A 23,968-nucleotide genomic window follows, 5' to 3' on the forward strand; every position below is an offset into this window, starting at 1 on the left:
CGAAAAAATTGGCTGGGAAAAAGGCCTAGAGCAAGGTATCGAGAAAGGTAGAGAGGAAGAACGATTGCTTGCACATCAACGCCAGTTGGATGTGGCGCGTAACCTACTTAAAAATGGGGTTAGTCTTGACCTTATCATTGAAAGTACCGGTTTAAGCCGTGAAGAACTCATTTCCCTGCAGTAGTCTGCCGCTATTGCTTTTTCATTTTTATGCTTAATGCAAACGTCGCTAACTCAATGAGTTTAGCGATACTTTGCGCTTTTTCATAACGTTTGTAACTTCTCACACTTACGCCCAGTTCTTTAGCTGCGCGTTTCTGATCCCAATTCATTCCTCGTCGCCACAATTTTAATTCAAATCCAGTCATAAGTATTATTTTTAGCGTTAAAAGTGTCAATTTGTCACTTTTGGCTCAATTTTTAATGTATGTCAATACGATAAATTAAAAGCAGCATGAGCGCAGCTTTTAAAAGGCATAATGTGTTTTACACATCTAGTCGAATTACTTCGTGATTTTCAGGTTTGTCTTCATTTTGTAAACGTGAAAATGTGGGTTCGAAATGACTTTCTCTTATCGTCTGCTCGATTTCATTTGCCAAAACGGGATTGTCTTTAAGATATTGAATAGATTTATCTTTACCATTATCAAGTTTTTCATGGCCATAGCTATACCATGCGCCTGATTTGGTAATCAGTTTCGCGTCCGTTCCCAACTGTAAAATTTCCCCTTCACGAGAAATTCCCTCGCCAAACATCAAACGAAATTCGGCTTGTTTACTCAAATAAAATTCACTGGATATCCGTAAAGCTTGAAAAATCTAGCTTGCCAACCGACGAAATAATTTCGTTACTTAAAGAGTCCTATCGGCTGGTTTTTGAGTCTCTACCTAAAAAAACGCAAAAAGAGCTTTCATAAATACAGTCTAACAAATTTTTACAAAGGGAGCTCATCGAAATTTTTGTGGGTTCAGATGTACTAGCTCAAACTTGAGCTAACAGTTTAGTATCTCGCAAAGTGGCTAGCATACATCGTTCTAATTCGATACCCCTAGGACAATCACATACAGACTACTTGCTTCTTGCGCTTTGTGTGCTGTCCCCGCATAACCGTAATCCAGTGTTGGTCAACCAATTTGCTATTCGGATTAAGCGCGAGATTCATCGACCTTGGTAATGATAATTTGCCCGTGCTCAATCACTGTTCGTCACTCGCTCACGCTCTTTGTCTGCACGAATAAAGTTAATTTTTTCCCCTGCGGCGATATGACGACTTTCTTAGCGGTAAATGCCCTTTCCCGTATTCATCATACCAGAGTCACAACCCCATCACTGCCTCCTCTTGAAAGTCAATTAAATCCATATCTTTTGAGCATAACTATATGAAAGGTATGAGTGCAGATCGAGAAACGTATCATTTTACTTATGTGCATTAACTAAATGATAAGGTATCGTTGAACCCATTTATAAAAGATAAAACTTAAAATGTAGGTTAAATTATAGTCTAAGCATCAATGTCATAGGGCTAATAGGGGACGCAGTAAAACCATAGTATTCATCAAATTGTTTTGCTTTATCATTCAAAGCATGAACGAGTAACGCACGAACCCCAGTATTTTCAGCAACCGCTCTAACTCGAACAACAGCATCCTGTAATAAAGAAGCACCAAATTTTCTTCCCTGAGCACGTAAATCAATTGCTAATCTTCCAAGTACGATAACTGGAATTGGCTCAGGCATATTTCGACGAACACGACCTGTGGCTTCATTATGAGAGATTGCTCCAGTCGCTAATGCATAATAACCCCAAACGTGTTGATATGAATCAGCGATAACAAAGGTTCGACTAGCTCCATTCAAATGGTTAGATAGAGCCCGACGCTTTAACCAATCATCCAAAGATGATTCACCACAAAAAAAATCATCAAGTTTATGAGATGAAGATAATGGTTTAGGAGCTGATAGTTGCAAGTTCACTATATTTCCTTCCATGGTGTTTCTATTGCCATTAAACGATCTAGACCAGGGTTACTATTAACTGGAGCATCAAGCAATAAATTAAATTGCTGAAACTTTTCATTATCTAATTGGAAAAAAACTTGATCTAGTAATATTGCTTGTGCTCTTTCACAAGCGACTTCAAGCATAAAGTCAGACCGATTCTTACCAAGAAGACTAGCAGCCTCATCAATTAAGTCTCGTTGTTCAGGTAAAGCCCGAAGATTAATTGCAGCATTACGCATGATCTTAACTCCTATATATACATATACAATAGATACACGATAACCTTGCGTGTATCTATTGTCAACACACTCGTGTGTAGCATATAGGCAGAATTCATTGGTACAATTTAGGTATACTCAAAAGATATAAAGCAGACAAAATATAACACTCCTTGTATGGAGTCGAACGTTGGTAACGCGAGTATCCGTAATATTATTAAATATTCGGCGGCCTGCGGTATTCAAAATCCAATAATCTCACTTTAATTTTGCAGAATCTGAATAATGGTCATTACACATGTGAGTGCAGAAAAAATCTCATAATTCACATCCAAAGACCCTTATGTACCCTTTTTAAAAGGGGGCGGTTATGTTTTGGAACAGAATGCAATGAATACAACTTAGCTACTGAATTTACTAATCCAAGGGCTGGTTTTGTCCTGAGACCAAAGTTTCATCAACATTTCACGGAATCTCTCGGACGCAGGACTCAGAGTATTTCCTCTTCTTGATACTAATCCAAGCGTTCTCCTGATTACTGGTTCTATAAGTGGTCGGCTAACCAGTATATGATGCTCATCTATAGGCATTGCTATGCTGGGTACAACAGCAACACCCAATCCAGCTTCAACCATCCCGAGTGAAGTGGATAGATGTCTTACCTCGTAAAACCAGTTTGGTTTCCAGTCAAAACTTTCTAGGGCTTGATCAATCAGAAGTCGGTTACCACTCGATTTACGGACTCCAATAAGTTTGAGTCCAGCAAGATCTTCCCACATCACAAGGGATTTTTTTGCAAGCTCATGGTCTCGTTTACAGGCGAGAACGAAAGGTTCATTAACCAGAGGTGTAAACTCTATATTCGGGTGTGTGATGTTGATCATATTTATTCCAAAATCCGCATCTCCATTGAGTACAGCTTCGAGGCAGTCGCTGGCACTATGTTCAAGTATACGGATACGTATATTTGGGTAATGTTCATTGTAATCACGAATAACAGAGGGTAAGAAATAGAAGGCTGCGGTGGGTAAACAGGATAGGGTAACTACACCTGTTTGATGCGTAGCCATTTCTTTAATACTCAGTATCGAGTTTTCATAAAAATCGATGAGATCTTTTGCCTTAGGTAGAAAGTCTCTTCCTACTGCAGTCAATTTTACTCGCCGAGTAGAGCGTTCAAATAGCGCTGCGCCCAAACTCTCCTCAAGCTTTTTTATTCTTCTCGTTAACGCGGGTTGGGATATGTGCAAAAATTGAGATGCTTTTGTAAAGCACCCAGTTTCTGCTATTTTAACAAAAGATTGAATCCCCTGTAGTTCATGCTGCATTTCTCAAACCTCACATTTATACCGGAATTAAATCATAGTAACCGAAGGCCTATTAATGTGTAAAACGCATTAATCTCTCGTTTTTTGGCATTAGAGTTATTTATTCGTATATGGGACGCTTAGCGCATCATTTAACATGTGGAAAGAGAAAAAACAATGTTCAACATTCCTTGCGTTCTGATGCGTGGTGGTACTTCTAAGGGGCCTGTCATTCTTGCGAGTGATTTGCCTGATAACATTCAAGAGCGAGATATTGTTCTGCTGAATTTGATGGGAGCAGGTCATGAGCTTGAAATTGATGGTATCGGTGGGGGAAGTCCGCAAACCAGTAAAGTGGCTATTGTGAGTGCTTCGGATAGCCCTGATGCTGATATCGATTACCTTTTTGCTCAGGTCATGGTGAAAGAGCGGAGAGTTGATACAACTCCAAATTGTGGAAACATGCTGTGTGCAGTTGGCCCGTTTGCAATTGAAAAGGGATTAGTTACTCCCAAAAATCCAGTAACAACGGTACGTATTCGGAATCTCAATACTGGAACATTAGTTAATGCCGAAGTACAGACCCCTGATTTTAAAGTAATTTATGACGGAGACACTCAAATTGATGGCGTACCAGGTTCAGCTGCTCCAATTGGTTTGACGTTTCTAAATTCCGCAGGTTGCAAAACGGGTAAATTGCTTCCTACTGGCAATACAATTGATGTATTTGATGGCGTTGAAGTTACATGTATTGATATGGCAATGCCAATGATCTTAATCGATGCACATCAAATGGGTAAAATGGGGGAGGAATCTCCATCCGAACTAGATTCTGACTTGGTGTTTATGCAACGACTTGAAAAGATCCGTCTTAAGGCTGGAGCGGCAATGGGATTTGGCGATGTAACTGGCAAAGTTATTCCAAAGCCAGTCCTTCTTAGTAAACCTACGGAAGGTGGTACGATAAAAGTTCGCTATTTCATGCCTCATAATTGCCACAAGTCACTAGCTATTACAGGTTCTATTGGTATTTCAACCGCAACAATAATTAAAGGTTCCGTTGCGCAAAAAATCATTAGCAGCCAACCTGAAGATGCATTGACTAGTATTGTAACTATTGAGCATCCAAGTGGGAAAATTACAGTTTCATTGTTAAAGGATGGAAATCAAATCGAAAATACTCAAGCTGCTGTGCTCCGAACTGCCCGAAAATTATTTGAAGGCAATGTTTGTGTTCCAGAAGTGGCTTTAGCTGAAGTTATTTAAATATTAGTCAGACTTTGAAAATCTTAATTTACTTTTACGACAAAAGAAAAAATCACGAGTTGAGCTGTTAAATACATCCGTATCGGACTCAAAAAAATCGGTAAGGATAAGTATAATGACCAAATATTTTTTATTAGTTAACATCATTATATCTGTTATCACAACATCAGGCTGTAATGATAAGACCTCCGTTGAATGGTATGTCAATAATCATGACGATTTAGTTGCTAAATATACGGAATGCTTATTAACTGATTCTTGGCATGATATTGCTTGCACGAATGTAATAAGTGCAAAAAACCTCGAAGCGAACGAGCTAGATATACAAGAAGGAGTGAAAGTAGCGCAACAAGAACTATTTGAGTTCAGAGAGTCTTTGTTAGTTTCAGATTTGAATACATTAAAAAAATAAGAATATAAGCTATATCAGATGGTTTATATTTTTGTGTTTTTTAACAGTAAGGTGTTAAAGTATCATAAATGATAAACTATGGGCTTACTATTTATATCATATTCATGCCTAATGTGTAAAAATTTCATCTAAAATAAACTGGCTGATTACTCATACATCTTCTGGCTCGATTGTTTTACAGCAATGGTTGGCGAAGAACGGATTGGGTTACTCCTTAACCCATAAGTATACGCAAAGTGGCTGGCTGAAAAAGTTACCTTCGGGCGTATACTACTGGCCTGGAACTAAGCCTGATTGGGTCGATGCCCTGTAAGTGATGGATATTCAGTGTTTATTTGGCAGGATTAAGTAGCTTAAATTGCCAAGGATTGAGTCATTATTTACAGCTAAGAAAAGAATAAGTTTGGGTTGGCGTGAAAATAAGCTATCGCTACCCAAATGGTGTCGAGAGTTTCCTAAATAAGGATGATTTTATTGTGGTAGTTCTAAATTTCAAATAGCCCCTGAAATGGATTTGAAATTAATTACAGTTAAAGGGAAAGAGCTGCCCTGAACTTGCTAAAATCGAGTAGAGCACAAAATTCTTAGATATTAACACTTGAAAGACGATATTTATATATTATATATTTGATAATTAACTTTCCATAATAATGGATGATTATAATGAACACTATGCTAGATGCGTTAATCTCACCACTTATCTCTATTTTAGAAAATAAACTCTTACTTTTTATTCTAATCTCTCTTGTTATTATAGGTTCTATTAGGTTTATAAAAAACAAAGCCAAATCAGGTTTTTCGATATCAGATGGATTTTTTAGATTTTGGACTGGACATAATATTGAAAGTCATAATGATTTATTATCTGATATAAAAGAAGTTGAAAAATTCAATTATGATATACAATATGAATGCAATATCGAAAAGGCAGAAATATAATTTTGAATCTTGGGTGAGAAAATATGAATTAGATTTCAAAGTTATTTCAAAGCTAAAGTTTTGTTTTTCTATTGAATATTTAAAGGTAAAAAAATACATTTTCTGATCCCATTAAGTATATTTTTTCTATTAATCATAATCGCGTTTATTTTTTCAACTAGCACGACAATAGCAGTAAAACCAGCTGGGTTGATCAAGTTTGATGACACTGGGTGGTTTTGGTTTAATAGCCATGAGGCGGTAGAATATAATTTTATCAAAAATGATGTTAATGATTGGCGCATTACCAAAGAACAATGTGATAAAGGCGAATTTTCAGTGAGGTTTTCAAAAGATTCAGTAGGTTTAATTTGTGATGCTTTTAATGATAAGGTTTCTATAGATTACATTAATAATTTAATAAAAAAACAAAGATGGTTTTTTGGTTTTATCAGTGCATTTTTATCTTTAGTATGCCTTTATTTATTTTCAAAAATAATTACAATATTAATAAGTTATGATGCAAGAAAAATGATTTATTTGAAAATAAATAAATATAGAAAAAATAGAAATTAAATTATCTATAATCATTTTTAATGAAAAATATAGGGTGAAAGATTTTTTAGGGTTAGAGATAAAGCGATGGCTATTTTATGTTATACTTACTTCATCTTATAATTCTAAGGAACATTTTGAAGAGGTGAGCGATGAGAACGACGACATTTGTGACTAAAGCTAAATTTTCTACGTCTTTGGAAAACTATCGAGTGAGCCTTTCATATGAAGGTATTATTTTGAAAAATAAGGAAAAAAAACTTTCCATATCAGAGCTAAAACGCAAATATGCGCGATAAATATGGCATAGGCCAAGATTCCTATTGTTATCCTGGCACGGATATTCTTATCAATGTTCTAAATATCCAAGATGTAGAGGTTCTTGAAGAAGCTGAAACTGCCTTTACAACTGCGCGATATCTTTCATATCAAAGTGAATTATCGATTCTTTCGCAATTCGATTTTTCTCATTTAAAGTTTTTGCATTTTTATCTCTTTCAAGACCTATATGCGTGGGCAGGTAAGGTTAGGGATATCGATATTTCAAAGGGTAATACCCGTTTTTGTACTTTCTCAAGAATTGAACCTGAAGCAATAAAGCTTTTTAATATCATCCCAAACTTAGAATGCCATTCGAATCTTACTGATTTAATTAAAGATTTAGCCCATTTATTCTGTGAGCTTAATCTACTTCATCCTTTCCGAGAAGGAAATGGGCGGACATTACGTTTCTTTTTTGAAGAAATGCTTTTTGTTTTAGGTTATGACATAAAGTGGCCAGCCATTTCACAACAGGATTGGATTAATGCAAATGTTGCTGGCGTCTATCTGGATCTCAACCCTTTGATTGCGATTTTTACGTCGGCGGTAAAACCTCGGTAGTGATATCCATTGTTATTTCTCATTCAATTCCCTCAACAGGTTTTTTTCTTTAGTTGCGTTCAGGTTCTTTACTCGTTCATACCTCATTTTTTTCAAAAGAAGTCTTACATAGATAAATCTTCCTATAAGCCATTCTCAGTCGTTTTTATCATTATTTAATGATTGCATTAGAACCGGTGAGAAGTCCTCTCCTAGTTAATTCTGTGTCGCCTGTTTTTTAATCAATTATTCGCATTTTTTATTATTGCGCTTTACCGTCATTTTCCGCAATAGAGAGGCCAATCTTATTTTCGCCTATCTTGTGTGATCACATCAAGGATATGGCCTATATATTGTGAGTTACTGACTATTACCGTATATTATTGAAATAATTAATTGCGGTATAAAGGAAAAAATAACGTAATACCGAAAGTGAAGGATCGAAATGAGGATCCTTTTAGGTTGCCGCTCTCTTCTATTTTCGACTCAGAGTCAGAGAATGGGGAATGATGATAACCTTATTGATGATCACTAATATAATAGTTAGATATTGAAATAGTCTTGATAAAATATAATCAGTAGAGGTGAATGTTATGGCAGTTTTTTTTCCGGTAGAGAATGAAACGGCGAGGGCGATTGTGCGTCGTCAATCTCAGGCACTTTTGTCCGAAGGGCATTTAGAGCGAGCGCGTCAATTGCGCAGTCTCGCCATTGCCGCGGAATTAGATTGCCCAAAATATTTGCTTTCGCCAGAAGTGAATCAATTATTGCACTATATTCCTGATCTGCATCAGCGGACTTTGATAGATACATTGTGGAACACCGGTGCACGCATCAAGGAGGTTCTTGCACTGACGAAAGGTGATTTTTATCTTGATGCTGAAACGCCGTTTGTGGTCTTGAAAACCTTGAAACAACGACAGTCGTCAAAACGAGATGAACTCGTTAAAACCCCGACCATCACAAAGCGTGCTGTTCCGCTTTTTGACCGTCATTATGTTCAGCAAATGAAAAGCTACTTTGTGACTATGCGGTATAAAAACCAGACACAAATTTGGCCGATACAAAGTGATAACACCGTTCGAAATTGGTTGCGGACTGCGGTTGAGCTTGCCACGCAAAATGGCACTGCTTTTGTTGTTGATCCCATCACGTGTCATACCTTTCGGCACAGTTTTGCGATGCACTTGATTTTTAATGGTGTTCCCCTCAAGGTTATTCAATCCTACTTGGGGCATAAAAAAGCCAGCTCAACCGACATTTATACAAAGATTTTTACCCTTGATGCCATGATGCATTTTGATATTTCTTTTCGATAAAAAACGATTTTTGTGAAAGATGGTGATCAAGACAAAATGCAACCATAATATGTGTAGGATAAATCTTAACATGGTGATTTCACTATGAAATTAGCTTCAGGTACAATCATAAAACCTTTTATTATCAATTGGTTATGTTTCTTTTGTGATTGGTGCAAATATCTTAAAAATTACATTTAAAGACTCTTTTCATTCCTAGTAATTATTTAACAAAAAATTAAATTATATGATTAAATTTTATTTTTTAATTGATTTTAAATTCATTTAATAACTAAATTTCATTTTTAATTGTATTAAAATTTTATATTGAAATATAAAAAATTTAATAATGAATAAATATTAATAGTGTTATGGAGATTTCACTATGAAATCCAAATCAACAAACAGAAAATAATCATTATTTATCAGTGTGTTATGTTATATATTTACGAAAGGAGAAAAAAAATACATTAGAGTGTTTACATCTATGCCTTTATGTAAGATTATTAGCTTTAGTTCATAAAGCTGCATACGGGAGAAGATGGCGTGGTTAGTCTAAATAATCAGTTTGATAAAATTGCCAGTCGTGCTGTGCGATTATTACAGTCGTTGACGACCCAGATTCAATCCCAAAAAGAAGAGCTCAATGAGACGTCGTATTACCAGGTTTATTCTAAAGCTGCAGTGGCGAAATTACCCAAATTAACGCGCGCGAGTGTTGACTATGCAGTCAATGAAATGGAAGCGCAAGGGTATCAATTCGAAAAACGCCAAGCGGGTTCATCGCAAAAATATGCCATGACGATCCAAAATATTATTGATATCTACCACCATCGTGGGGTTCCAAAGTATCGAGATCGTTATAATGAGGCTTTCACCTTTTTTATTGGCAACTTAAAAGGGGGCGTTTCAAAGACCGTGAGCACCGTTTCATTGGCTCATGCGTTGCGTACCCATCCTCATTTAATTTCCGAGGATCTTCGTATTCTAGTGATTGATCTGGATCCTCAGTCGTCAGCAACGATGTTTTTAGATCATAAACAATCTATTGGCTCGATTGAAACGACAGCGGCTCAAGCTATGTTGCAAAATGTGACACGCGAAGAATTGCTAACTGAGTTTGTTTTGTCTTCTGTAGTTCAAGGAGTCGATGTCATCCCTGCATCTATTGAAGATGCCTTTATTGCATCCCAATGGGAACTGTTATGTGCTGAACACTTACCAGGGCAAAATTTCTTTACGGTTTTACGAGATAACATTATCCATAAATTGAAAAATGATTATGACTTCATTTTTATTGATAGTGGTCCACACCTTGATGCTTTCTTATCTAATGCTATCGCCGCTGCAGATATTTTAATGACTCCTGTTCCGCCGGCACAGGTCGACTTTCATTCGACGTTAAAATACCTCACACGATTACCTGAACTAATTGAATTGATTGAATCTACAGGTGAAAAGGTCAATTTAATTAGTAACATTGGTTTTATGTCAAAATTAGTAAACAAAACAGACCATAAATTATGCCATAGCTTAGCCAAAGAAATTTTTGGCGGAGATATGTTAGATGTTGCGTTACCTCGTTTAGATGGTTTTGAACGTTGTGGTGAATCGTTTGATACGGTCATTTCAGCAAATCCTGCGACATATATCGGGAGTTCTGAAGCACTAAAAAATGCAAAAATTGCTGCTGAGGATTTTGCAAAAGCTGTATTTGATCGGGTTGAATTCATTCGCATGAACCGAGGTTATTATGCAAGCTAAAAGAAAAACGATTGGAAGAATGTTAAGCGCGACACCTACAGTGCAAGCGTCAAATGAACAAGAACGATATTCTCAACGATTTGTACTTAAATCTGGGAAGTCGGCTATTTTTTATTTAGAACATGTTTCTGCTGATGAGTTAGCAGAAAAAACATTTGTGCGCTTTTTAGTTAATGGTCGAGATCAAAACGCATTGACGCCAGACTCACTCATTGACATTACTCGGACAATCAAATTACAACAATTTTTTCCTGCAATAGGCTATCGCAATGCAGGGAAAATTGAAATTCTTGATGGTTCTCGACGTCGTGCTGCCGCGCTGCTATGTCATGTTGGGTTGAATATTTTAGTTACAGATTCCGAAATCAGTAATGAGGATGCAAGGCAATTAGCGACAGAAATTCAAACAGCAAAAGAGCACAATTTAAGAGAAATTGGTCTACGTTTATTACAATTACGTGATAAAGGAATGTCTCAGAAAGAAATTGCGCTATATGAAAAGCTATCAACAGCAAAAGTGACGCGGGCAATCCAGGCGGCTTCTGTACCAGAATACCTTGTTTCATTGTTTCCGGTCCAAGCTGAGCTTTCTTATTCTGATTATAAATTTTTATTAAAAATAGAATCGTTGATCCATTCTAAACATTTAGACCATCATCCAATTATTTTGACTGTTAATAATAAAATCAATGAGTTAATTGAAAATCAAAAAATTGCATCAGATGAATTAAAACGCGTTATTTTAACGGTACTCAAAGATATTACGGACCATTTTGCTTCTAATAAAAAGCAAGAGGCCGTCAGTGTCACTGCGTTATGGTCATTCGATGATAAGAATACATATGCTCGAAAACGAATTAAAGATCGTGGATTCAGCTATGAGTTTAACCGAGTACCGAAACCACTGCAGGAACAATTGGATAAAGCGATTACATCTCTTATTAATGATTTTTTTGAAAAAAAATGAGGTTGTGTATTGTATAAAAGACATTTGATCACGTTACCACACTAAAGGTGGCATCAGAGGTGGGTGCGAATTGTTATCTCCCTCTGAAAACAGAAACCCCCGAAAATCTTCTCTATCTTGGCGGACGGAAAGACTTCTAGGGGCCATATTGAAATTCTGTTAGGAAGATTGTTGTTTTCCTTACGGGGAGTATAGAATTATGCGCAAAAAAATTCAACTCCTTCTGTGCAACATAAGGGGCAGGAGGGATGGATAATACCCAAACAATCACATTACCTCCTTGTTCTTTAGGGAAAATTCATCGCCACTATGTACCTAAATTTTTGGGTAAACTCCCCCAATTGGTGCCTGTTCGTCGTTTTGCGGCAGCGTTAAAGCGTCATGACTGGAACCGAAATCCCCATATTTACCAGCTGCGTTATAGCCGAAAGCAGCGGATATCGGTGCGCTCAGAGCGTCGAGAAACGTTTGATGCACTCGCGATGGCCATGATTGCTTATGCGGATTATAACCCTGAAAGTGACGCGCTCTTTGAAGTGATGTGCTCAGTGGAGAAGTTGGCGGAATTGTGTGGTCAACTGTATCGCTATGACAGTGGCCGTAAAAGTTATGACCCCATACTCCATGCTTTGCGTGATTGGGAACAAGCTAACCTCATTATTATTGACCGCGATTTTGATATCGAAGCGAAACAATACAAAGCGATGCGTATCTGGATACGACCGGAGTTTTTTCATGGACTGGGTTTTTCCAAACAGGAACTGCGGGAAGTCGTGGCCAGTTTTAATCGCTGGATGGAAAAGAAGGGGCTAAAGGAGAGTTACCAAAAACGGTACGCACAGCACGTACTGCGACTCGCACGCGCGAATGTCGCATCACTCGATGATAAGCATAAACTTCGTAACCTGCTCGATAAACTCAAAACGTTAGTGATTGGGAAAGATGAAGCGCTCAAGCAAGAAAAGAAACATCTTGCTAAGGCCCTGAAGGAAAAGAAAGCGTTAGCCAAAAGCCTTGAAGCGCCAGAAAGTCCTGAGCATACTGCATGGCGCCGTTTTGAAGCCTGGAAGGTGACACAACCTTTAGCGGCTGTTATGGCGTTTGAGCGTGAAATGAAAGCCTTATATCCGAGCATACAAGGGCAAGCTATTTACCTGTATTATATTAACCACTTACCCGACTCCTAATTCATCCCCTTAAATTTACCGCCTTGACTGGCGGTGGCTTCGTTTGCCCCAAATCTAAACAGCCTGTTTTTTGAGCGGCGGCATGACTATATCAACACCTCAATTCTTCAAGCTGATGTGCTCACGAACATTTTCGTTCTTTATTTAATCGACTAACTTCGAATGATTTTGTTTGCTTCAATTAACTTCGAATACTATCTAATTTTTATGGTTAAATTCGTTTTTAGCTTCTGAACTAAACGACCTTATAAATAAGGAGATGCGGCTCTGTTTTTTCAAGCCGCACTCTCTAAAAAGATAAAAACAATAACGCCTTCGCTAACAAGCCATAAATGGCTGCCGCTCAGAAAAAGTTTCAGCAAGGTGCCATTGCCCCCGTAAAGCTGGCCGATGGCCACCTTAACGCGCAGCTACAGCCGTTCATCGAGGCTACGCCTCTTGCCCGTCTCACTGCGTTTTTCAAAGGGTCAAAAAACAATTTTACGGTTTTAATTTTATTGGGCTTAACCAGGGCAGGAGGCGGATTGGGGCATTAAACACATTGAAACCGCTCACGCGGGTCTCGACGGCCCTGACCTTAGACTTTCTTTGTGACATTATTTGCCGTCTACAGCCCTTCGGGCAAATAGAATTAGTGGTAATCGACAAAAAACAAATATTGCTCCTAAGTGCAGTGCTAAATCTGGAGCCAATGATGTAAAAAACACGTTAAAGAGATAATTCATTGTTTATGTTTAAATCAAATAGACTTAATCCCATTCAGAATATTCTCCGGTAATGAGACTATCTAATGGTCTAGCATATTTATATGGCCATGTATCAACGGTGTAATCTATCTTGTATGTTCCACCTCAGGTATTTCGCCCATAGGTATAGATATAACTACGTTCCCTGAATATACAGCGTGTTTCATAATACAACCGCGTTGGTCTCCAGATCCATAGCATGACATACATCTCCTCAGTTGAGCTGTATTAGTATCCGAAGTCTATAATCTTAGTTAAGAAGGTACTCTGTTTTGTTGATGGGCCATTGAATGACTAGCGTGATGATAGGGCGCTCACCAGTAGTGGAACAATAAGCTAAGGTGCATGGATAGCCCGCAGTTTTAGTGATCCCGCCATCGAAATCATTTCATTCTATTGCCCGTTATTTTCAACATCTCAACATCGCCCCGCACAAGATCCAAAGCATTATAATTTGCTATTTTATCTACTTGTTTACATCTGCTAGAACAGGTCGAAAATGATATCGCTAGATCCTACCGTAGTTGAATTAAGTTTTAGGGGCAATGTCAATAAGATAAAGCTTTATATGGACTGATTTTCACTCAAATTTAATCATTTTGGTTATTAATTAATTTTTATTTTGCATATGTATTGATGGAGTTAAAATAATTCAGTTATTAATTAACAAATAAATACAATTGCCTATGAATTATAAAAAAATAGCACATTGATTATTAATCATTAACAAGATTAATATTATATATCAAGTTTAAGATAGATAATTGATTTTAATTTTTTTTGTATCATATGGTTTCATTTGTTTAGTTATAAATTTATCTTCAAATTGAATTTTTCATTGTTTAATAATTTTTTTTAGTAAAAAAAACAAAAAATAATCAGTTAACGCTTTTTTATGATATTAATCTAAATTTAACTGAATATTTTTTTTGGTTTTTTATGTGAATTTAATAAATTAAGTTATTAAATTATTTTTGTTAAGCTGTATGTTGCTGATTTACATTATTTTTTATAAATCTAAATTTTACACTATATCTTATTTATTCTTATTTTAACAAATAATTTAAATGTAATCAGCATTGTGATTTTGCTGTTAATTCTTTACTATAATTAATGTTTTTTTCATCTGTAATCTATAGCTATTAGTTTATCTTAAGTCTTATTTTTTCTTTGGCTTATAATTCTGATTTTTGTGTTTATTTGGTGATAAAAATTTTTTTTACACATTATTTGTCATTTGTTAGTATTAAGGTAATGACTAATTATTGTCTTAATATAAATAACTAAGGTTATGGTTATGTATCTAATAAATGATGATATTGAATTTGATGAGCTTAGCGGGACATTATATTCTTTAACTTTAAAAGAAGAGAGAAAAATTTTAGCTCCTTCATCTAGGTTGCTTAAGCATTTGATAGATCATCAAGGGGAGGTTATTTCTCAAAAGGAATTATTCAAAATTGGATGGATGGATAAAGAAAAGTTTGTGACAAACAATGCATTTTATCAGAATATTCTTCTTATTAGAAAGGCATTTAAAGAGTTAGGCTGTAATTATGATGCAATAACTACAGTCCCAAGAAAAGGCTATATGCTGAATGAAAATATTAATTATAAAATGATGGCTTTAGCTCCAGTTGATTTTGGAGAGGAGATTAAAGATATTACTTCATTAATAAAGGAAAAGAATGATATAAAAAAAAGCACAAAAGGAAAAATAAAAGCAAAAAAAATTTATTTGTTTTTATTCTTGTTTGTAATTCTATTTTTTTTCCTTTATTTTGTATTTTTCACCGTTAATAATAAAAAAAATCAATTATATAACTATGGAATGTGTGGTAAATCGAGTGGGAAAATTGTTTATTGTAATTTAGATAATTTAAAAATAGATAAAAATATTGATTATGTTAAAAATTTAAGTGGTGAAGTTAACGATAAGTATAAATATGTTTATTTTACTAAATATAAATATAATGATAGGTCATCATACCTATTTTGTATTAAAAAGTTTAATTACTTTCATTTTTTTAAAAATGATTGTGTTTCATTTTATATTTTAGGTAATGAGATTGGCAAATGAAATTGTCTTTATTAATAAAGTTTTCTATTTTCTTATTAATGTCCCTATTTATATTTGTTTCTTGCTTTCTGATTTTTATTGATGAAAATGAAAAATCAAAAATAGCTTGTGAATCAAAATTCAATGTGACATTAGAAAACGGAAATAGAGGGTATTTTTACTTCATGTTTACATCAAATGAAAATAAAGCTTGGGTTAATATTCAGGGGGAAGTGCAAGGTAAGGGAAGTAAGCTCATTATAAGTAGAGTTGTATATTTTGATTTGTTTAAAATTAAAGATAATTTTAAACTTAGATCTAATAAAATTATAGTTTCTGATAAGGACCTAATATCAGATGAAGAATTTATTAAATTTCTTCCCTCACCTTTAACCTTTAAAGATTTAGAAATGAATATTTTTATATTTCCTCAAGGCTATAATAATGGGTATGTTTTTTCAACGAATGAGGTTTATGCTTTTTACTGTAATTAAATTATTGGTCATTTATTTTTATAGTAAATGTTAAAGATGGAATGATTCATCTTTAGCATTTACTATTTTTTTTGTATGTAAAATCACTAATAATATAAGATTATGTATATTTACAACATTTAAACTCCTTTTTTGATATTTTTAAGGTGTTGATTAATAAAGATTAATTTCTTAATATTTTATTTTTAATCTTAATTAATCGTTTTATGTGTTTTTTTGGTTTGTGTTTTCCTTTAGGAGACTTATTATCTAGCCGACTAAAGCTTAGGAATAAAAATATTATTAATAATCCTCTATAAGATAGATGGGATAAATATGAAAGATAAAGAGAAAGATAGTAACTATCTTACGTATTATTTTGCGAGTACCTATGAGGGGGGTTATGTAAATCCAGCTAAACTGAGTCTATACGACCAGAAGGATAACATAAACGTAAGATTAGGGGGGGTTATAAAATCGGTTAGAAAAGGTAAGGGGTTAACAGAAAAGGAACTTGCCGCAAAGTTAAATATTAGTCAACAACAATTATCACGGTATGAAAGAGGTGTTAATAATTTTAATTTGATTAGAATTATTGAGGTCATGAATCTTTTAGATATAGAGCCTGATATTTTGATTGATTTGATGTCACCTTACATGAGTTTGAAAAAACAAGGTGTTTTATAAAAATTTGAATTTTGAGATTGATTTTTCGTTCAGTAGGCAATTTTATACTTAATGGAAAAGTATAAAATTGCCTATTATAAAATTATACTAAATAGGCAATGTAGTTGTTATTTAATTACTGGGCTAATTTTTATGGGATTATTAATTATAGCTTTAGCTATTTTTGATACATTGAATAACAACATTAAATAAATTATTTTAGAGGAATTAAAATGAAAAAGTTATTATTATCTGCTGTTGCTATTTCTATTTTATCTGGCGGTTTAGCGCATGCTGCTGAAGGTATTAAAAAAGACATTACTATCGTAGCAACAATCAATGATGCAATTTTTGTTTCTAAGCCAGATGGTAGCACTTGGTATGATAAAGAAGAGCTGTTTGCTAAGGATTATACTCAATCAAAATTTGCTTCTAAAGATCTACCTGTTCGTGTATTTACAACTAACCCTGACTTCACTCTCTCATTAACTCAACCATTAACTATTACACGTAATGATGGCGCTCAGCTAAACAATGTTGAAGTCGTTTTTGCAGGCCAAGTAGTTACTGAGGGTGCTTTAACAGATATTAAGCAAACAACTACATCAACTGGTGGTTACGATAATACTTATACATTGAAAATTAATGCTGAAGCTCCTACCAATGTGGTAGCTGGATCTACTACCAATGGTCAGTACCAAGGTGACCTGGTTTTATTATTTGAACCAAAGCCATAATTTTTATTGTTTAAATAATAAAAGTGACACACTAAAAGTGTGTCACTTTTGTCTGAAATTGAAATGGATTTGTGTGTTTAATATGGAGTGATATATGCGTATAATTAAAAATATAACATTGTTGTCATTGTTAGTAGCAATGTTAACAAATTATGCTCAATCAGCCCAAATTGAATATAAAGTCCCTAAAGGGTTTTCTGCTGAAGATCAAAACCTATCTGCTCAAATTTTAGCTTCTTTTAATGGCAAACCATTGCCAGGTGCATTATTTTGGTCAGTAAATAAAAATCAATTTACTTTTGATGAAAACCTTTATCGTAGTAATGGTGTTGAAGAGCTGACTATTCAAAAATTAAACGATATTTTAAAAGCGATACCATATTCAACATGTGTAGATGGATGTGAAGATGTTATATTGGGACATAAAATCACTCTCGATAAAATCAATCAGGTTATTTATATAATTGATGCTTCATCTAATTATATATTTCCTGAAACCAATTTAGGATTTGTTCATAATCAATTTCTTGATGTGCGAGTTGCTTCTAATCATTTTCGATCTGTATTGGCATCGGGTCAGGGCTTTTTAGGTCTTCCAATGCAGTCCTACGGCTATTTTAATTGGTTTTTAAACCAATCCTCTCAAAGAGACGATACTTATCGTAATAAAGGCATTAGCACATGGTTTTTACAAAAAAACTTTTCTTCAACATATTTACGAGCTGGTAAACAAGATAATCTTGATTTAACTTCTGGAAGTGTGAGTACATCCATTAGTCCTAGCTTTGATAAATTTATTACACTAGGTAGTCAAAATAACTTATCTAAAGACGATAAATCTACTGGGAAAATAGTTTTATTTTCAAATAGTGATGGTGTATACGAGTTTTGGCGCGATGGTAGGGTTATTCGTCAAATTCCTGCTGTTATTGGTCGTAATGAAATCGATTATAATCAATTACCAGGTGGTTTTTACGAGGTTGAAATTCGATTAGTCAACCATAATGGCCAAGTTTTGAGTCGTGAATATCAGCAAATTGTTAATGTGAATTATGGCAAGTCCTCAGGGTGGTACGCAACGGTTGGTGAAGACCACGTTGATGAAAAGGCTCTATTAAATGCGGGAATTAGTTATCAAACATCTTGGTTTCTAGGCAGTATTGCTTTTGTAAAAAAAGCGGGTAATCAATGGGCTATTGAAGGAAATGCGACACGACCTATTGACCTTAACCAATTAACTATAACGCCGACTTTGGGAATTGTCTCTGGAGAGAAAGGAGCCGGTGGTTATGGGCGTATTAATTTTGGTAATGAAAAATATGGCACTTTATCAATGTCACGTTATCAAGAACCTAATGTTTCCGATCTATATAACAGGAGCAGTAGTACCAACTTATCATATTCACGGGCATTAGGTGAAACTAGAATAGCATACAATTACAGTCGTTATAAGCATGGTGAACAACACCAATTGCAGGATACATGGAATTGGAAAACAGCTAGCTTCTGGGCAATCATTACCGCAGGTATACAAAAAGGTGGCTATTCAAATAATAACAATTATGGCCTTTTCTTAAATACAACTATTACGTTAAACCAAGACAAAGGCATTGGTTCATTTAATGCTGCATATATTCATGGACGTTTAAATACCAGCGGGAGTTACGCTAAAGAGTTTGAAGATAATTATGGTATGACCAAAGCTGGGATAGATTTCAATAATCTTGGGAAAGAGAATACAGCGATAGGTGCTTATGCACAACGTAATGGTACTCGAGGGGATGTTGTTGTTCGTGCGAGTTATGATGATCATATTACAAATGGTAGTCTTCGTTATAGTGGAATGTTAGCCGCTAATTCTAATGGTATAGCATTAGGGCAAAGTAGTCCCAGTGGTGCGGCTATGCTAATAAAAACACCTGAAGTAGCCAATGGGAATTATGGATTCAAAGTAGAAAACTATCCTGTTGCTAATGATGGTGTTTATGCAGTTCCTGTGGGGAGTTATCAAAGTATACCTTTTGCTAAAGCACAAGGTGTTTCTTCTGATTTAGATATGAACATTAGAGTACCTGCAAATATAGTGCTAGCTCATCCTGGCCAAGTTTATTCTGTAAATGCCGATGTGAATATGAACTTATTATATAATGGTTTTTTGGTTAATGATGAAGGTAATCCAGTCACTGGTATTGTAACCGAAACGGGAGATTCTGTTTATCCTAATGGTTTATTTTCTATAGCGTCTTCAAAACTCTTAGAACATATACATGTGAGAGCAAAAAATGGAAATTATCAATGTAATCTAAGTCAGGTGAAACAAGAAAATAGTTATCTTTGTGTTAAACAATAATATTATTAGGTGGATTATGACTGATATTAAAATCAATAATTGGGGAGTTATAGCAATTTTAGCTTCGTTATTATCATTAAGCTTTGCTTCGAAAGCTGACGGTCAATTAATGGTAATGCCTGCAAAATCAACGCTGTTAGGTCAAGAAAATAAAAAAGTTCAAGTGAGTAATGTGGGTGATAAAACACTATATTTAAATATAGATCTTGCTAGGATTGATAACCCCGGTATAACACCAGAAAAGAAAACATCATTAGGTAACATACCCAAGCCTAAATTAATGGCTAACCCTGCAAAGTTAACATTAGGCCCAGGGCAAAAAAGAGATATTAATTTAATATCCTTATCCTCCCCTGACAAGGAAACTGTTTATCGTTTATATGTTATTCCTGTTTCGAGTATTAATATTATTGGTGAGGAGCCTAAAGATAAAATTGAGGCTCCAGTATCATTTGGAATAGGTTATGGTGTGGTTGTTTATCATTTTCCTGAAAAGGGTAAGCAAGTTAATTCTTGGAACTACAGTTGCACTCCAACCGGTATGAAATTAGTTTCTAATGGAAACGTTAAAGTCATATTAAATGAATTGAATGAGACACCTAAGAGCAAAAAAGAAATTAATGAAATCAAGCTATTCCCAAATGTTTCTCAATTATTTTCATTCAAAAACTTGAAAGGAAAAGTTGATGGAAAACCTTTTGAAGCTAATTGCCCATAGGCTTATCCTTGTAGGATGTATAGGGTTTTCTTCAAGTTTTTCGTATGCATTTATTGATGTAAATCCTAAGTTTGTTGATATTGAGAATAGTTCACTATCAATAAATATTGAAAATAGAGGTGATAATCCTGAATTTGTTAATATTGAACTATTTCAAATTGAAAATCCAGGCGTTTCTCCTAATGAGGAGAAACTAACCTCGGTTGGACTTATTGGTAATCCCTATTTATATGCAACTCCTTTTAAACTAACACTGCAACCTAGGCAGATAAAAAAAATTGAAATAAAAGTTTTACATCAGCCAAAGAAAGAGCTGGTTTATCGCTTGTCAGTGATGCCACAGCGAGAAATTGAGGTTAAAGAAAGTAAAAATAACATTATGAATGTTGGCTTAGGCTATTTAATTTTAATTCGACAAATTCCTATGAATAAAAATAATAGTTGGAGTTATTCTTGTATTCAGAATGGTATGAACATTGAGGCAACGGGGACAATTAGAGTGATGTTTTCTGATGTAAAAGTAGATACCCATTCAGTGGATAATTTTAATGTTTATCCAGGGATACCTCGATTTATTGAAGGGAAAAATATAGTAGGATTAATTGATGATAAAGAAGTAAATATAAAATGCTAAAAGGAAGATATAACCATGAATATCGAATCATATAGTATAAAAAAAATACGATTTATTTTTATTTTCATCATTACTACATGGTGTGTATTTTCTTTTGCTAATGAGCAGTTAGGAAATATTCCAGTAAAAATTCAAATCACAAATCTTCCTAAAATTACAGTAGAAAAACCAGGGGGAGGATGGTACGATCTCATTGAGTTAGATAACAATAAAGGTATAGATACTCGAATATATCAAGCCAATATTCCTATTCAAGTTAATATCCGTAATGAAGTGAAGTTTAAAGTATCATTAGTTGATGAGTTTGTTTTGTCTAATGAATCTAATCCATTATTAAATTTCACAATTGAAAGTATAAGTTTTGGTACTAATCAAAATCTATCTAAAGAATTAAGCTTAATTCCTTCATCATTTGAAAACCCGGCATTGGTCGGGGAAGCGTCAGTTGGAAATTATTTACTAAATATTGTCGCTAGGCAGCCTGAAGGGAAAATAGATGCCATTGGCGGAAAGTATATAGGTAAGCTAATGTTATTATTTGAAATCGATATTTAATAAATCTTAATAAAAGGTATTATATAATGAATATAAAAAAATCTATTTTATTTTTAAATATCACTTTTATTATTCTTTTTTCATCACAAGCTTATTCATTTAACACTCTTTCAAACTGTTATTTAGATAAAGTATCTGATAAAAAATGGCGGGCTAAGTTTGATGTAAAATCTGACCTAGGAGGTAGCTCAACTGGTGTTGCTAATATAAACTATTTTTATGGATACGCAAGAAAAGTCAATACCAATGGATACCCTGACTACACTTCAAAAGGTAAGGTTAGCCTCGAATCTTCCAACGTTACAGTAAGTGCCTCAACCTTAAGTTTTTCTAATGTAGTAACCGCCGGATACGGGACAGTTTTAAAATTTCATAATAGAAATAATACATCGCTGATTAGTCCTGGGACATATCATATTGAGTTTGATATTAGTTTGCTTGATGATACCTACCCAGGGGTGTTCTTCTATGAGGAGCATACGTATCCTAACGGGGGCGGGGGGCAATTTGGAGAGAAGGCCGCATTGACTGCAACTAGCAACGGAATGTGTTGGGGAAAAAACCCTGGTCCTGAAGTAATTCCACCCATTGAGGAAATTGATCCACCGGAGCCTGATTTTAAATTGAGTAGTGCAATATGGGAGTTAGATGCTGCAGATTTGGGTGATTTACCTAATATCACAAGTGGTTCTGCTGGGTATAAGGCAACAATTATCAATGTGAATAATAACAGGTTGTGTATTGATTATGTTACTGCAGGTATAAAAAAGAAAGAATATGCGTTGGGAATCAGTAACGATTATTCATCAATATCAGGGCATAACGTGTTTAAAATGTTAGGAGAGAATAATAGCCAGTTACTTTATGACTTAGATTTAAAAAGTACTATTGCTGGACAATACGACTTTTCTTTTCCTTCTAGTACTTTCAAATATATAGCACTTTCTCAAGCTGCAAGTAATCTTGAGAAGAGAAGTCAAATGTGTTGGTTTCCAGAAATTAAACTATATAAAGAAGATGCAACACAAGCTGGTATGCATACAGATACCCTAAATTTTATTATTATCCCAAAAGCATAGAATTATCTATAGCTCAACTTTAATTAGACTGTTTTCTAATGCCATTCAAGTACCTTATTTGAAATATCATATTGATAAATAAAATAAGGTGCTTGAATAAACCATCCTTTTAGTGTCTGTAGGTAAATAAGAGCTTTCAAATTATCAATAATTATTTTTGTTATTCCGAACTGTTTTTATCCATTTGACTAATCTAAGTAAAAATCATTAATGATTTATTTTTTTATTTAGATTGTTTTTCATATAAATATATTAGTCCTAATCTTATAAATAATTTGTAACTAAATGTAATAAAATTAATGCCAATGTTTCTAATTATGTTTTAAATTTCATTAATTATGATAAAGAGATGGCGGAATATAAAAAAAACAAAATTTTTATTTTTATTTTTATCTTTAGTATCAATCACGTATGTTTCATCCAAAGAATTTCGATCGAAACAAACGATCGAATTCATTATTTTAATAGGTATTATCTATTGGTTTTGTTTTATCGATCGGTTTAAACGCGTTTACTCTAAAGTATTATACTTATATATTATTAAAATTATTATTTTAAATAAAAAATATGTTTTTATTCCTTTGTAAAACATAGCTAAATTAATTTTTTAATTATTCTTTTATCATTTTTTTAAATTATTTTAAGGGGATTTGTGGATTATTATATTGATACCTTAATTGATAAGTATGCTTGTTACTTAGTACATAGAGGTGATTGTCAATACTTACCTAATAAATTAAATAGGATTTTTTTAGGTAATTTTTCAGATCCTGTATTGGTAATGAAGAAAGCAAGAGAGTATAGCTACCCAAAGGCTAATGGGTGCTATTGGTGCTGTAGAAGTGTTCATAGAAAATATAATGAGTAGATAATCAGGCAGAGAATAGAAAAATGTTTTTTGATATCTGTTGGTAACCTAATGATATTAATCGTTAAAATAACCCTAAATCCCCGCATTTTTAATAGTCTGTATTTGAGCTATGGCTCAATAGTCAATGGTCAATGGTCACAGCAATATGTTTATATTGAATCTATTCGATAAGATTCTGTGTCAGAGAAAGTAATATATTTCCAAAATTGTATCAATTAGATTTTTTTACAACAGGCTCTAAAGAGGGGGTAAAATATTCTGAGCTAAATATTAACATCTTAGGCTGACTACATCTAATTATTTGTATAATGCATTGATGATCAGG

24 protein-coding genes and 2 pseudogenes are annotated in these 23,968 nt (G+C 34.3%); 21 read left to right on the forward strand and 5 right to left on the reverse strand.

Annotated elements, in window-relative coordinates; genetic code table 11:
• A pseudogene (locus tag PSF27_RS20000) lies at positions 1-184 on the forward strand (hypothetical protein); the annotation flags it as partial.
• 7 nt (positions 185-191) lie between these two features.
• On the opposite strand, the gene PSF27_RS20005 reads toward PSF27_RS20000, so the two are convergent.
• The 5 genes from PSF27_RS20005 to PSF27_RS20025 form a co-directional block, all read right to left on the reverse strand.
• Positions 192-368, reverse strand: a complete 177-nt coding sequence (locus tag PSF27_RS20005; protein ID WP_272682117.1) for a helix-turn-helix domain-containing protein — start codon at positions 366-368, stop codon at positions 192-194.
• A gap of 118 nt (positions 369-486) precedes the next feature.
• On the reverse strand, positions 487-783 hold the full coding sequence (locus PSF27_RS20010; RefSeq protein ID WP_272682118.1) for a hypothetical protein: 297 nt from the start codon (positions 781-783) through the stop codon (positions 487-489).
• A gap of 712 nt (positions 784-1,495) precedes the next feature.
• The gene (locus PSF27_RS20015; protein ID WP_272682119.1) at positions 1,496-1,975 is read right to left on the reverse strand and encodes a GNAT family N-acetyltransferase; all 480 of its coding nucleotides are present in this window, start codon (positions 1,973-1,975) and stop codon (positions 1,496-1,498) included.
• Positions 1,975-2,241 carry a type II toxin-antitoxin system TacA family antitoxin gene (locus tag PSF27_RS20020; protein ID WP_226693811.1) on the reverse strand — a complete coding sequence of 89 codons (267 nt, stop codon included), beginning with the start codon at positions 2,239-2,241 and terminating at the stop codon, positions 1,975-1,977. The genes PSF27_RS20015 and PSF27_RS20020 overlap by 1 nt, the downstream gene beginning before the upstream one ends.
• 380 nt (positions 2,242-2,621) lie before the next feature.
• The gene (locus PSF27_RS20025; RefSeq protein ID WP_272682120.1) at positions 2,622-3,548 is read right to left on the reverse strand and encodes a LysR family transcriptional regulator; all 927 of its coding nucleotides are present in this window, start codon (positions 3,546-3,548) and stop codon (positions 2,622-2,624) included.
• Between the two features lie 156 nt (positions 3,549-3,704).
• Between PSF27_RS20025 and PSF27_RS20030 the strand changes: the two genes are divergently transcribed.
• From PSF27_RS20030 to PSF27_RS20125, 20 genes and pseudogenes are all read left to right on the forward strand, one after another.
• Entirely contained in the window at positions 3,705-4,793 is a 1,089-nt protein-coding gene (locus PSF27_RS20030; RefSeq protein ID WP_272682121.1) for a 4-oxalomesaconate tautomerase, read from the forward strand.
• Positions 4,794-4,908: 115 nt separating this feature from the next.
• Positions 4,909-5,205 carry an EexN family lipoprotein gene (locus PSF27_RS20035; protein ID WP_272682122.1) on the forward strand — a complete coding sequence of 99 codons (297 nt, stop codon included), beginning with the start codon at positions 4,909-4,911 and terminating at the stop codon, positions 5,203-5,205.
• Between the two features lie 121 nt (positions 5,206-5,326).
• Positions 5,327-5,752 (forward strand): annotated as a pseudogene (locus tag PSF27_RS20040) (AbiEi antitoxin N-terminal domain-containing protein); the annotation flags it as partial.
• A 116-nt stretch (positions 5,753-5,868) separates the two neighbouring features.
• Positions 5,869-6,144, forward strand: a complete 276-nt coding sequence (locus PSF27_RS20045) for a hypothetical protein (RefSeq protein ID WP_272682123.1) — start codon at positions 5,869-5,871, stop codon at positions 6,142-6,144.
• A gap of 117 nt (positions 6,145-6,261) precedes the next feature.
• Positions 6,262-6,699, forward strand: a complete 438-nt coding sequence (locus PSF27_RS20050) for a DUF6216 family protein (protein WP_272682138.1) — start codon at positions 6,262-6,264, stop codon at positions 6,697-6,699.
• Between the two features lie 267 nt (positions 6,700-6,966).
• Entirely contained in the window at positions 6,967-7,560 is a 594-nt protein-coding gene (locus tag PSF27_RS20055; protein WP_272682124.1) for a Fic/DOC family protein, read from the forward strand.
• Positions 7,561-8,132: 572 nt separating this feature from the next.
• Complete coding sequence (locus tag PSF27_RS20060; protein ID WP_272682125.1) at positions 8,133-8,858, forward strand: tyrosine-type recombinase/integrase; 726 nt, start codon at positions 8,133-8,135, stop codon at positions 8,856-8,858.
• A 525-nt stretch (positions 8,859-9,383) separates the two neighbouring features.
• Positions 9,384-10,601 (forward strand): AAA family ATPase, encoded by a 1,218-nt coding sequence (locus tag PSF27_RS20065; protein ID WP_210847315.1) that lies wholly within the window; start codon positions 9,384-9,386, stop codon positions 10,599-10,601.
• Positions 10,591-11,568 (forward strand): ParB family protein, encoded by a 978-nt coding sequence (locus PSF27_RS20070; protein WP_272682126.1) that lies wholly within the window; start codon positions 10,591-10,593, stop codon positions 11,566-11,568. Before PSF27_RS20065 ends, PSF27_RS20070 begins: the two co-directional genes overlap by 11 nt.
• 248 nt (positions 11,569-11,816) lie before the next feature.
• Positions 11,817-12,755, forward strand: coding sequence for a RepA family replication protein (locus PSF27_RS20075; protein ID WP_272682127.1), 939 nt, complete (start codon positions 11,817-11,819; stop codon positions 12,753-12,755).
• A gap of 332 nt (positions 12,756-13,087) precedes the next feature.
• A complete protein-coding gene (locus PSF27_RS20080; RefSeq protein ID WP_272682128.1) occupies positions 13,088-13,291 on the forward strand; it encodes a hypothetical protein in 204 nt (67 codons plus the stop codon).
• Between the two features lie 1,507 nt (positions 13,292-14,798).
• Positions 14,799-15,581: a winged helix-turn-helix domain-containing protein gene (locus PSF27_RS20085; protein WP_272682129.1), complete on the forward strand. Its 783-nt coding sequence runs from the start codon at positions 14,799-14,801 to the stop codon at positions 15,579-15,581.
• Positions 15,578-16,054, forward strand: a complete 477-nt coding sequence (locus PSF27_RS20090) for a hypothetical protein (protein ID WP_272682130.1) — start codon at positions 15,578-15,580, stop codon at positions 16,052-16,054. Before PSF27_RS20085 ends, PSF27_RS20090 begins: the two co-directional genes overlap by 4 nt.
• A 315-nt stretch (positions 16,055-16,369) precedes the next feature.
• Positions 16,370-16,720 (forward strand): helix-turn-helix domain-containing protein, encoded by a 351-nt coding sequence (locus tag PSF27_RS20095; protein WP_272682131.1) that lies wholly within the window; start codon positions 16,370-16,372, stop codon positions 16,718-16,720.
• A gap of 212 nt (positions 16,721-16,932) precedes the next feature.
• A complete protein-coding gene (locus PSF27_RS20100) occupies positions 16,933-17,436 on the forward strand; it encodes a CS1 type fimbrial major subunit (protein ID WP_272682132.1) in 504 nt (167 codons plus the stop codon).
• A gap of 94 nt (positions 17,437-17,530) precedes the next feature.
• On the forward strand, positions 17,531-19,786 hold the full coding sequence (locus PSF27_RS20105; protein WP_272682133.1) for a TcfC E-set like domain-containing protein: 2,256 nt from the start codon (positions 17,531-17,533) through the stop codon (positions 19,784-19,786).
• 16 nt (positions 19,787-19,802) lie between these two features.
• Positions 19,803-20,504 (forward strand): pilus assembly protein, encoded by a 702-nt coding sequence (locus PSF27_RS20110; protein ID WP_272682134.1) that lies wholly within the window; start codon positions 19,803-19,805, stop codon positions 20,502-20,504.
• Complete coding sequence (locus tag PSF27_RS20115) at positions 20,473-21,138, forward strand: hypothetical protein (protein ID WP_272682135.1); 666 nt, start codon at positions 20,473-20,475, stop codon at positions 21,136-21,138. The genes PSF27_RS20110 and PSF27_RS20115 overlap by 32 nt, the downstream gene beginning before the upstream one ends.
• Positions 21,139-21,153: 15 nt before the next feature.
• Complete coding sequence (locus PSF27_RS20120) at positions 21,154-21,693, forward strand: hypothetical protein (protein ID WP_272682136.1); 540 nt, start codon at positions 21,154-21,156, stop codon at positions 21,691-21,693.
• Between the two features lie 26 nt (positions 21,694-21,719).
• Positions 21,720-22,772, forward strand: a complete 1,053-nt coding sequence (locus PSF27_RS20125; RefSeq protein WP_272682137.1) for a hypothetical protein — start codon at positions 21,720-21,722, stop codon at positions 22,770-22,772.
• Positions 22,773-23,968 lie beyond the last annotated feature (1,196 nt).

The organism is Providencia sp. PROV129 (genome assembly GCF_028482245.1).
GTDB lineage: Bacteria > Pseudomonadota > Gammaproteobacteria > Enterobacterales > Enterobacteriaceae > Providencia > Providencia vermicola.

Coding starts and splice junctions, on each gene's coding strand:
- PSF27_RS20005 (WP_272682117.1), bottom strand. CDS start 368: ATGACTGGATTTGAATTAAAATTGTGGCGACGAGGAATGAATTGGGAT.
- PSF27_RS20020 (WP_226693811.1), bottom strand. CDS start 2,241: ATGCGTAATGCTGCAATTAATCTTCGGGCTTTACCTGAACAACGAGAC.
- PSF27_RS20025 (WP_272682120.1), bottom strand. CDS start 3,548: ATGCAGCATGAACTACAGGGGATTCAATCTTTTGTTAAAATAGCAGAA.
- PSF27_RS20030 (WP_272682121.1), top strand. CDS start 3,705: ATGTTCAACATTCCTTGCGTTCTGATGCGTGGTGGTACTTCTAAGGGG.
- PSF27_RS20035 (WP_272682122.1), top strand. CDS start 4,909: ATGACCAAATATTTTTTATTAGTTAACATCATTATATCTGTTATCACA.
- PSF27_RS20045 (WP_272682123.1), top strand. CDS start 5,869: ATGAACACTATGCTAGATGCGTTAATCTCACCACTTATCTCTATTTTA.
- PSF27_RS20055 (WP_272682124.1), top strand. CDS start 6,967: ATGCGCGATAAATATGGCATAGGCCAAGATTCCTATTGTTATCCTGGC.
- PSF27_RS20060 (WP_272682125.1), top strand. CDS start 8,133: ATGGCAGTTTTTTTTCCGGTAGAGAATGAAACGGCGAGGGCGATTGTG.
- PSF27_RS20070 (WP_272682126.1), top strand. CDS start 10,591: ATGCAAGCTAAAAGAAAAACGATTGGAAGAATGTTAAGCGCGACACCT.
- PSF27_RS20075 (WP_272682127.1), top strand. CDS start 11,817: ATGGATAATACCCAAACAATCACATTACCTCCTTGTTCTTTAGGGAAA.
- PSF27_RS20080 (WP_272682128.1), top strand. CDS start 13,088: ATGGCTGCCGCTCAGAAAAAGTTTCAGCAAGGTGCCATTGCCCCCGTA.
- PSF27_RS20085 (WP_272682129.1), top strand. CDS start 14,799: ATGTATCTAATAAATGATGATATTGAATTTGATGAGCTTAGCGGGACA.
- PSF27_RS20090 (WP_272682130.1), top strand. CDS start 15,578: ATGAAATTGTCTTTATTAATAAAGTTTTCTATTTTCTTATTAATGTCC.
- PSF27_RS20095 (WP_272682131.1), top strand. CDS start 16,370: ATGAAAGATAAAGAGAAAGATAGTAACTATCTTACGTATTATTTTGCG.
- PSF27_RS20100 (WP_272682132.1), top strand. CDS start 16,933: ATGAAAAAGTTATTATTATCTGCTGTTGCTATTTCTATTTTATCTGGC.
- PSF27_RS20105 (WP_272682133.1), top strand. CDS start 17,531: ATGCGTATAATTAAAAATATAACATTGTTGTCATTGTTAGTAGCAATG.
- PSF27_RS20110 (WP_272682134.1), top strand. CDS start 19,803: ATGACTGATATTAAAATCAATAATTGGGGAGTTATAGCAATTTTAGCT.
- PSF27_RS20115 (WP_272682135.1), top strand. CDS start 20,473: ATGGAAAACCTTTTGAAGCTAATTGCCCATAGGCTTATCCTTGTAGGA.
- PSF27_RS20120 (WP_272682136.1), top strand. CDS start 21,154: ATGAATATCGAATCATATAGTATAAAAAAAATACGATTTATTTTTATT.
- PSF27_RS20125 (WP_272682137.1), top strand. CDS start 21,720: ATGAATATAAAAAAATCTATTTTATTTTTAAATATCACTTTTATTATT.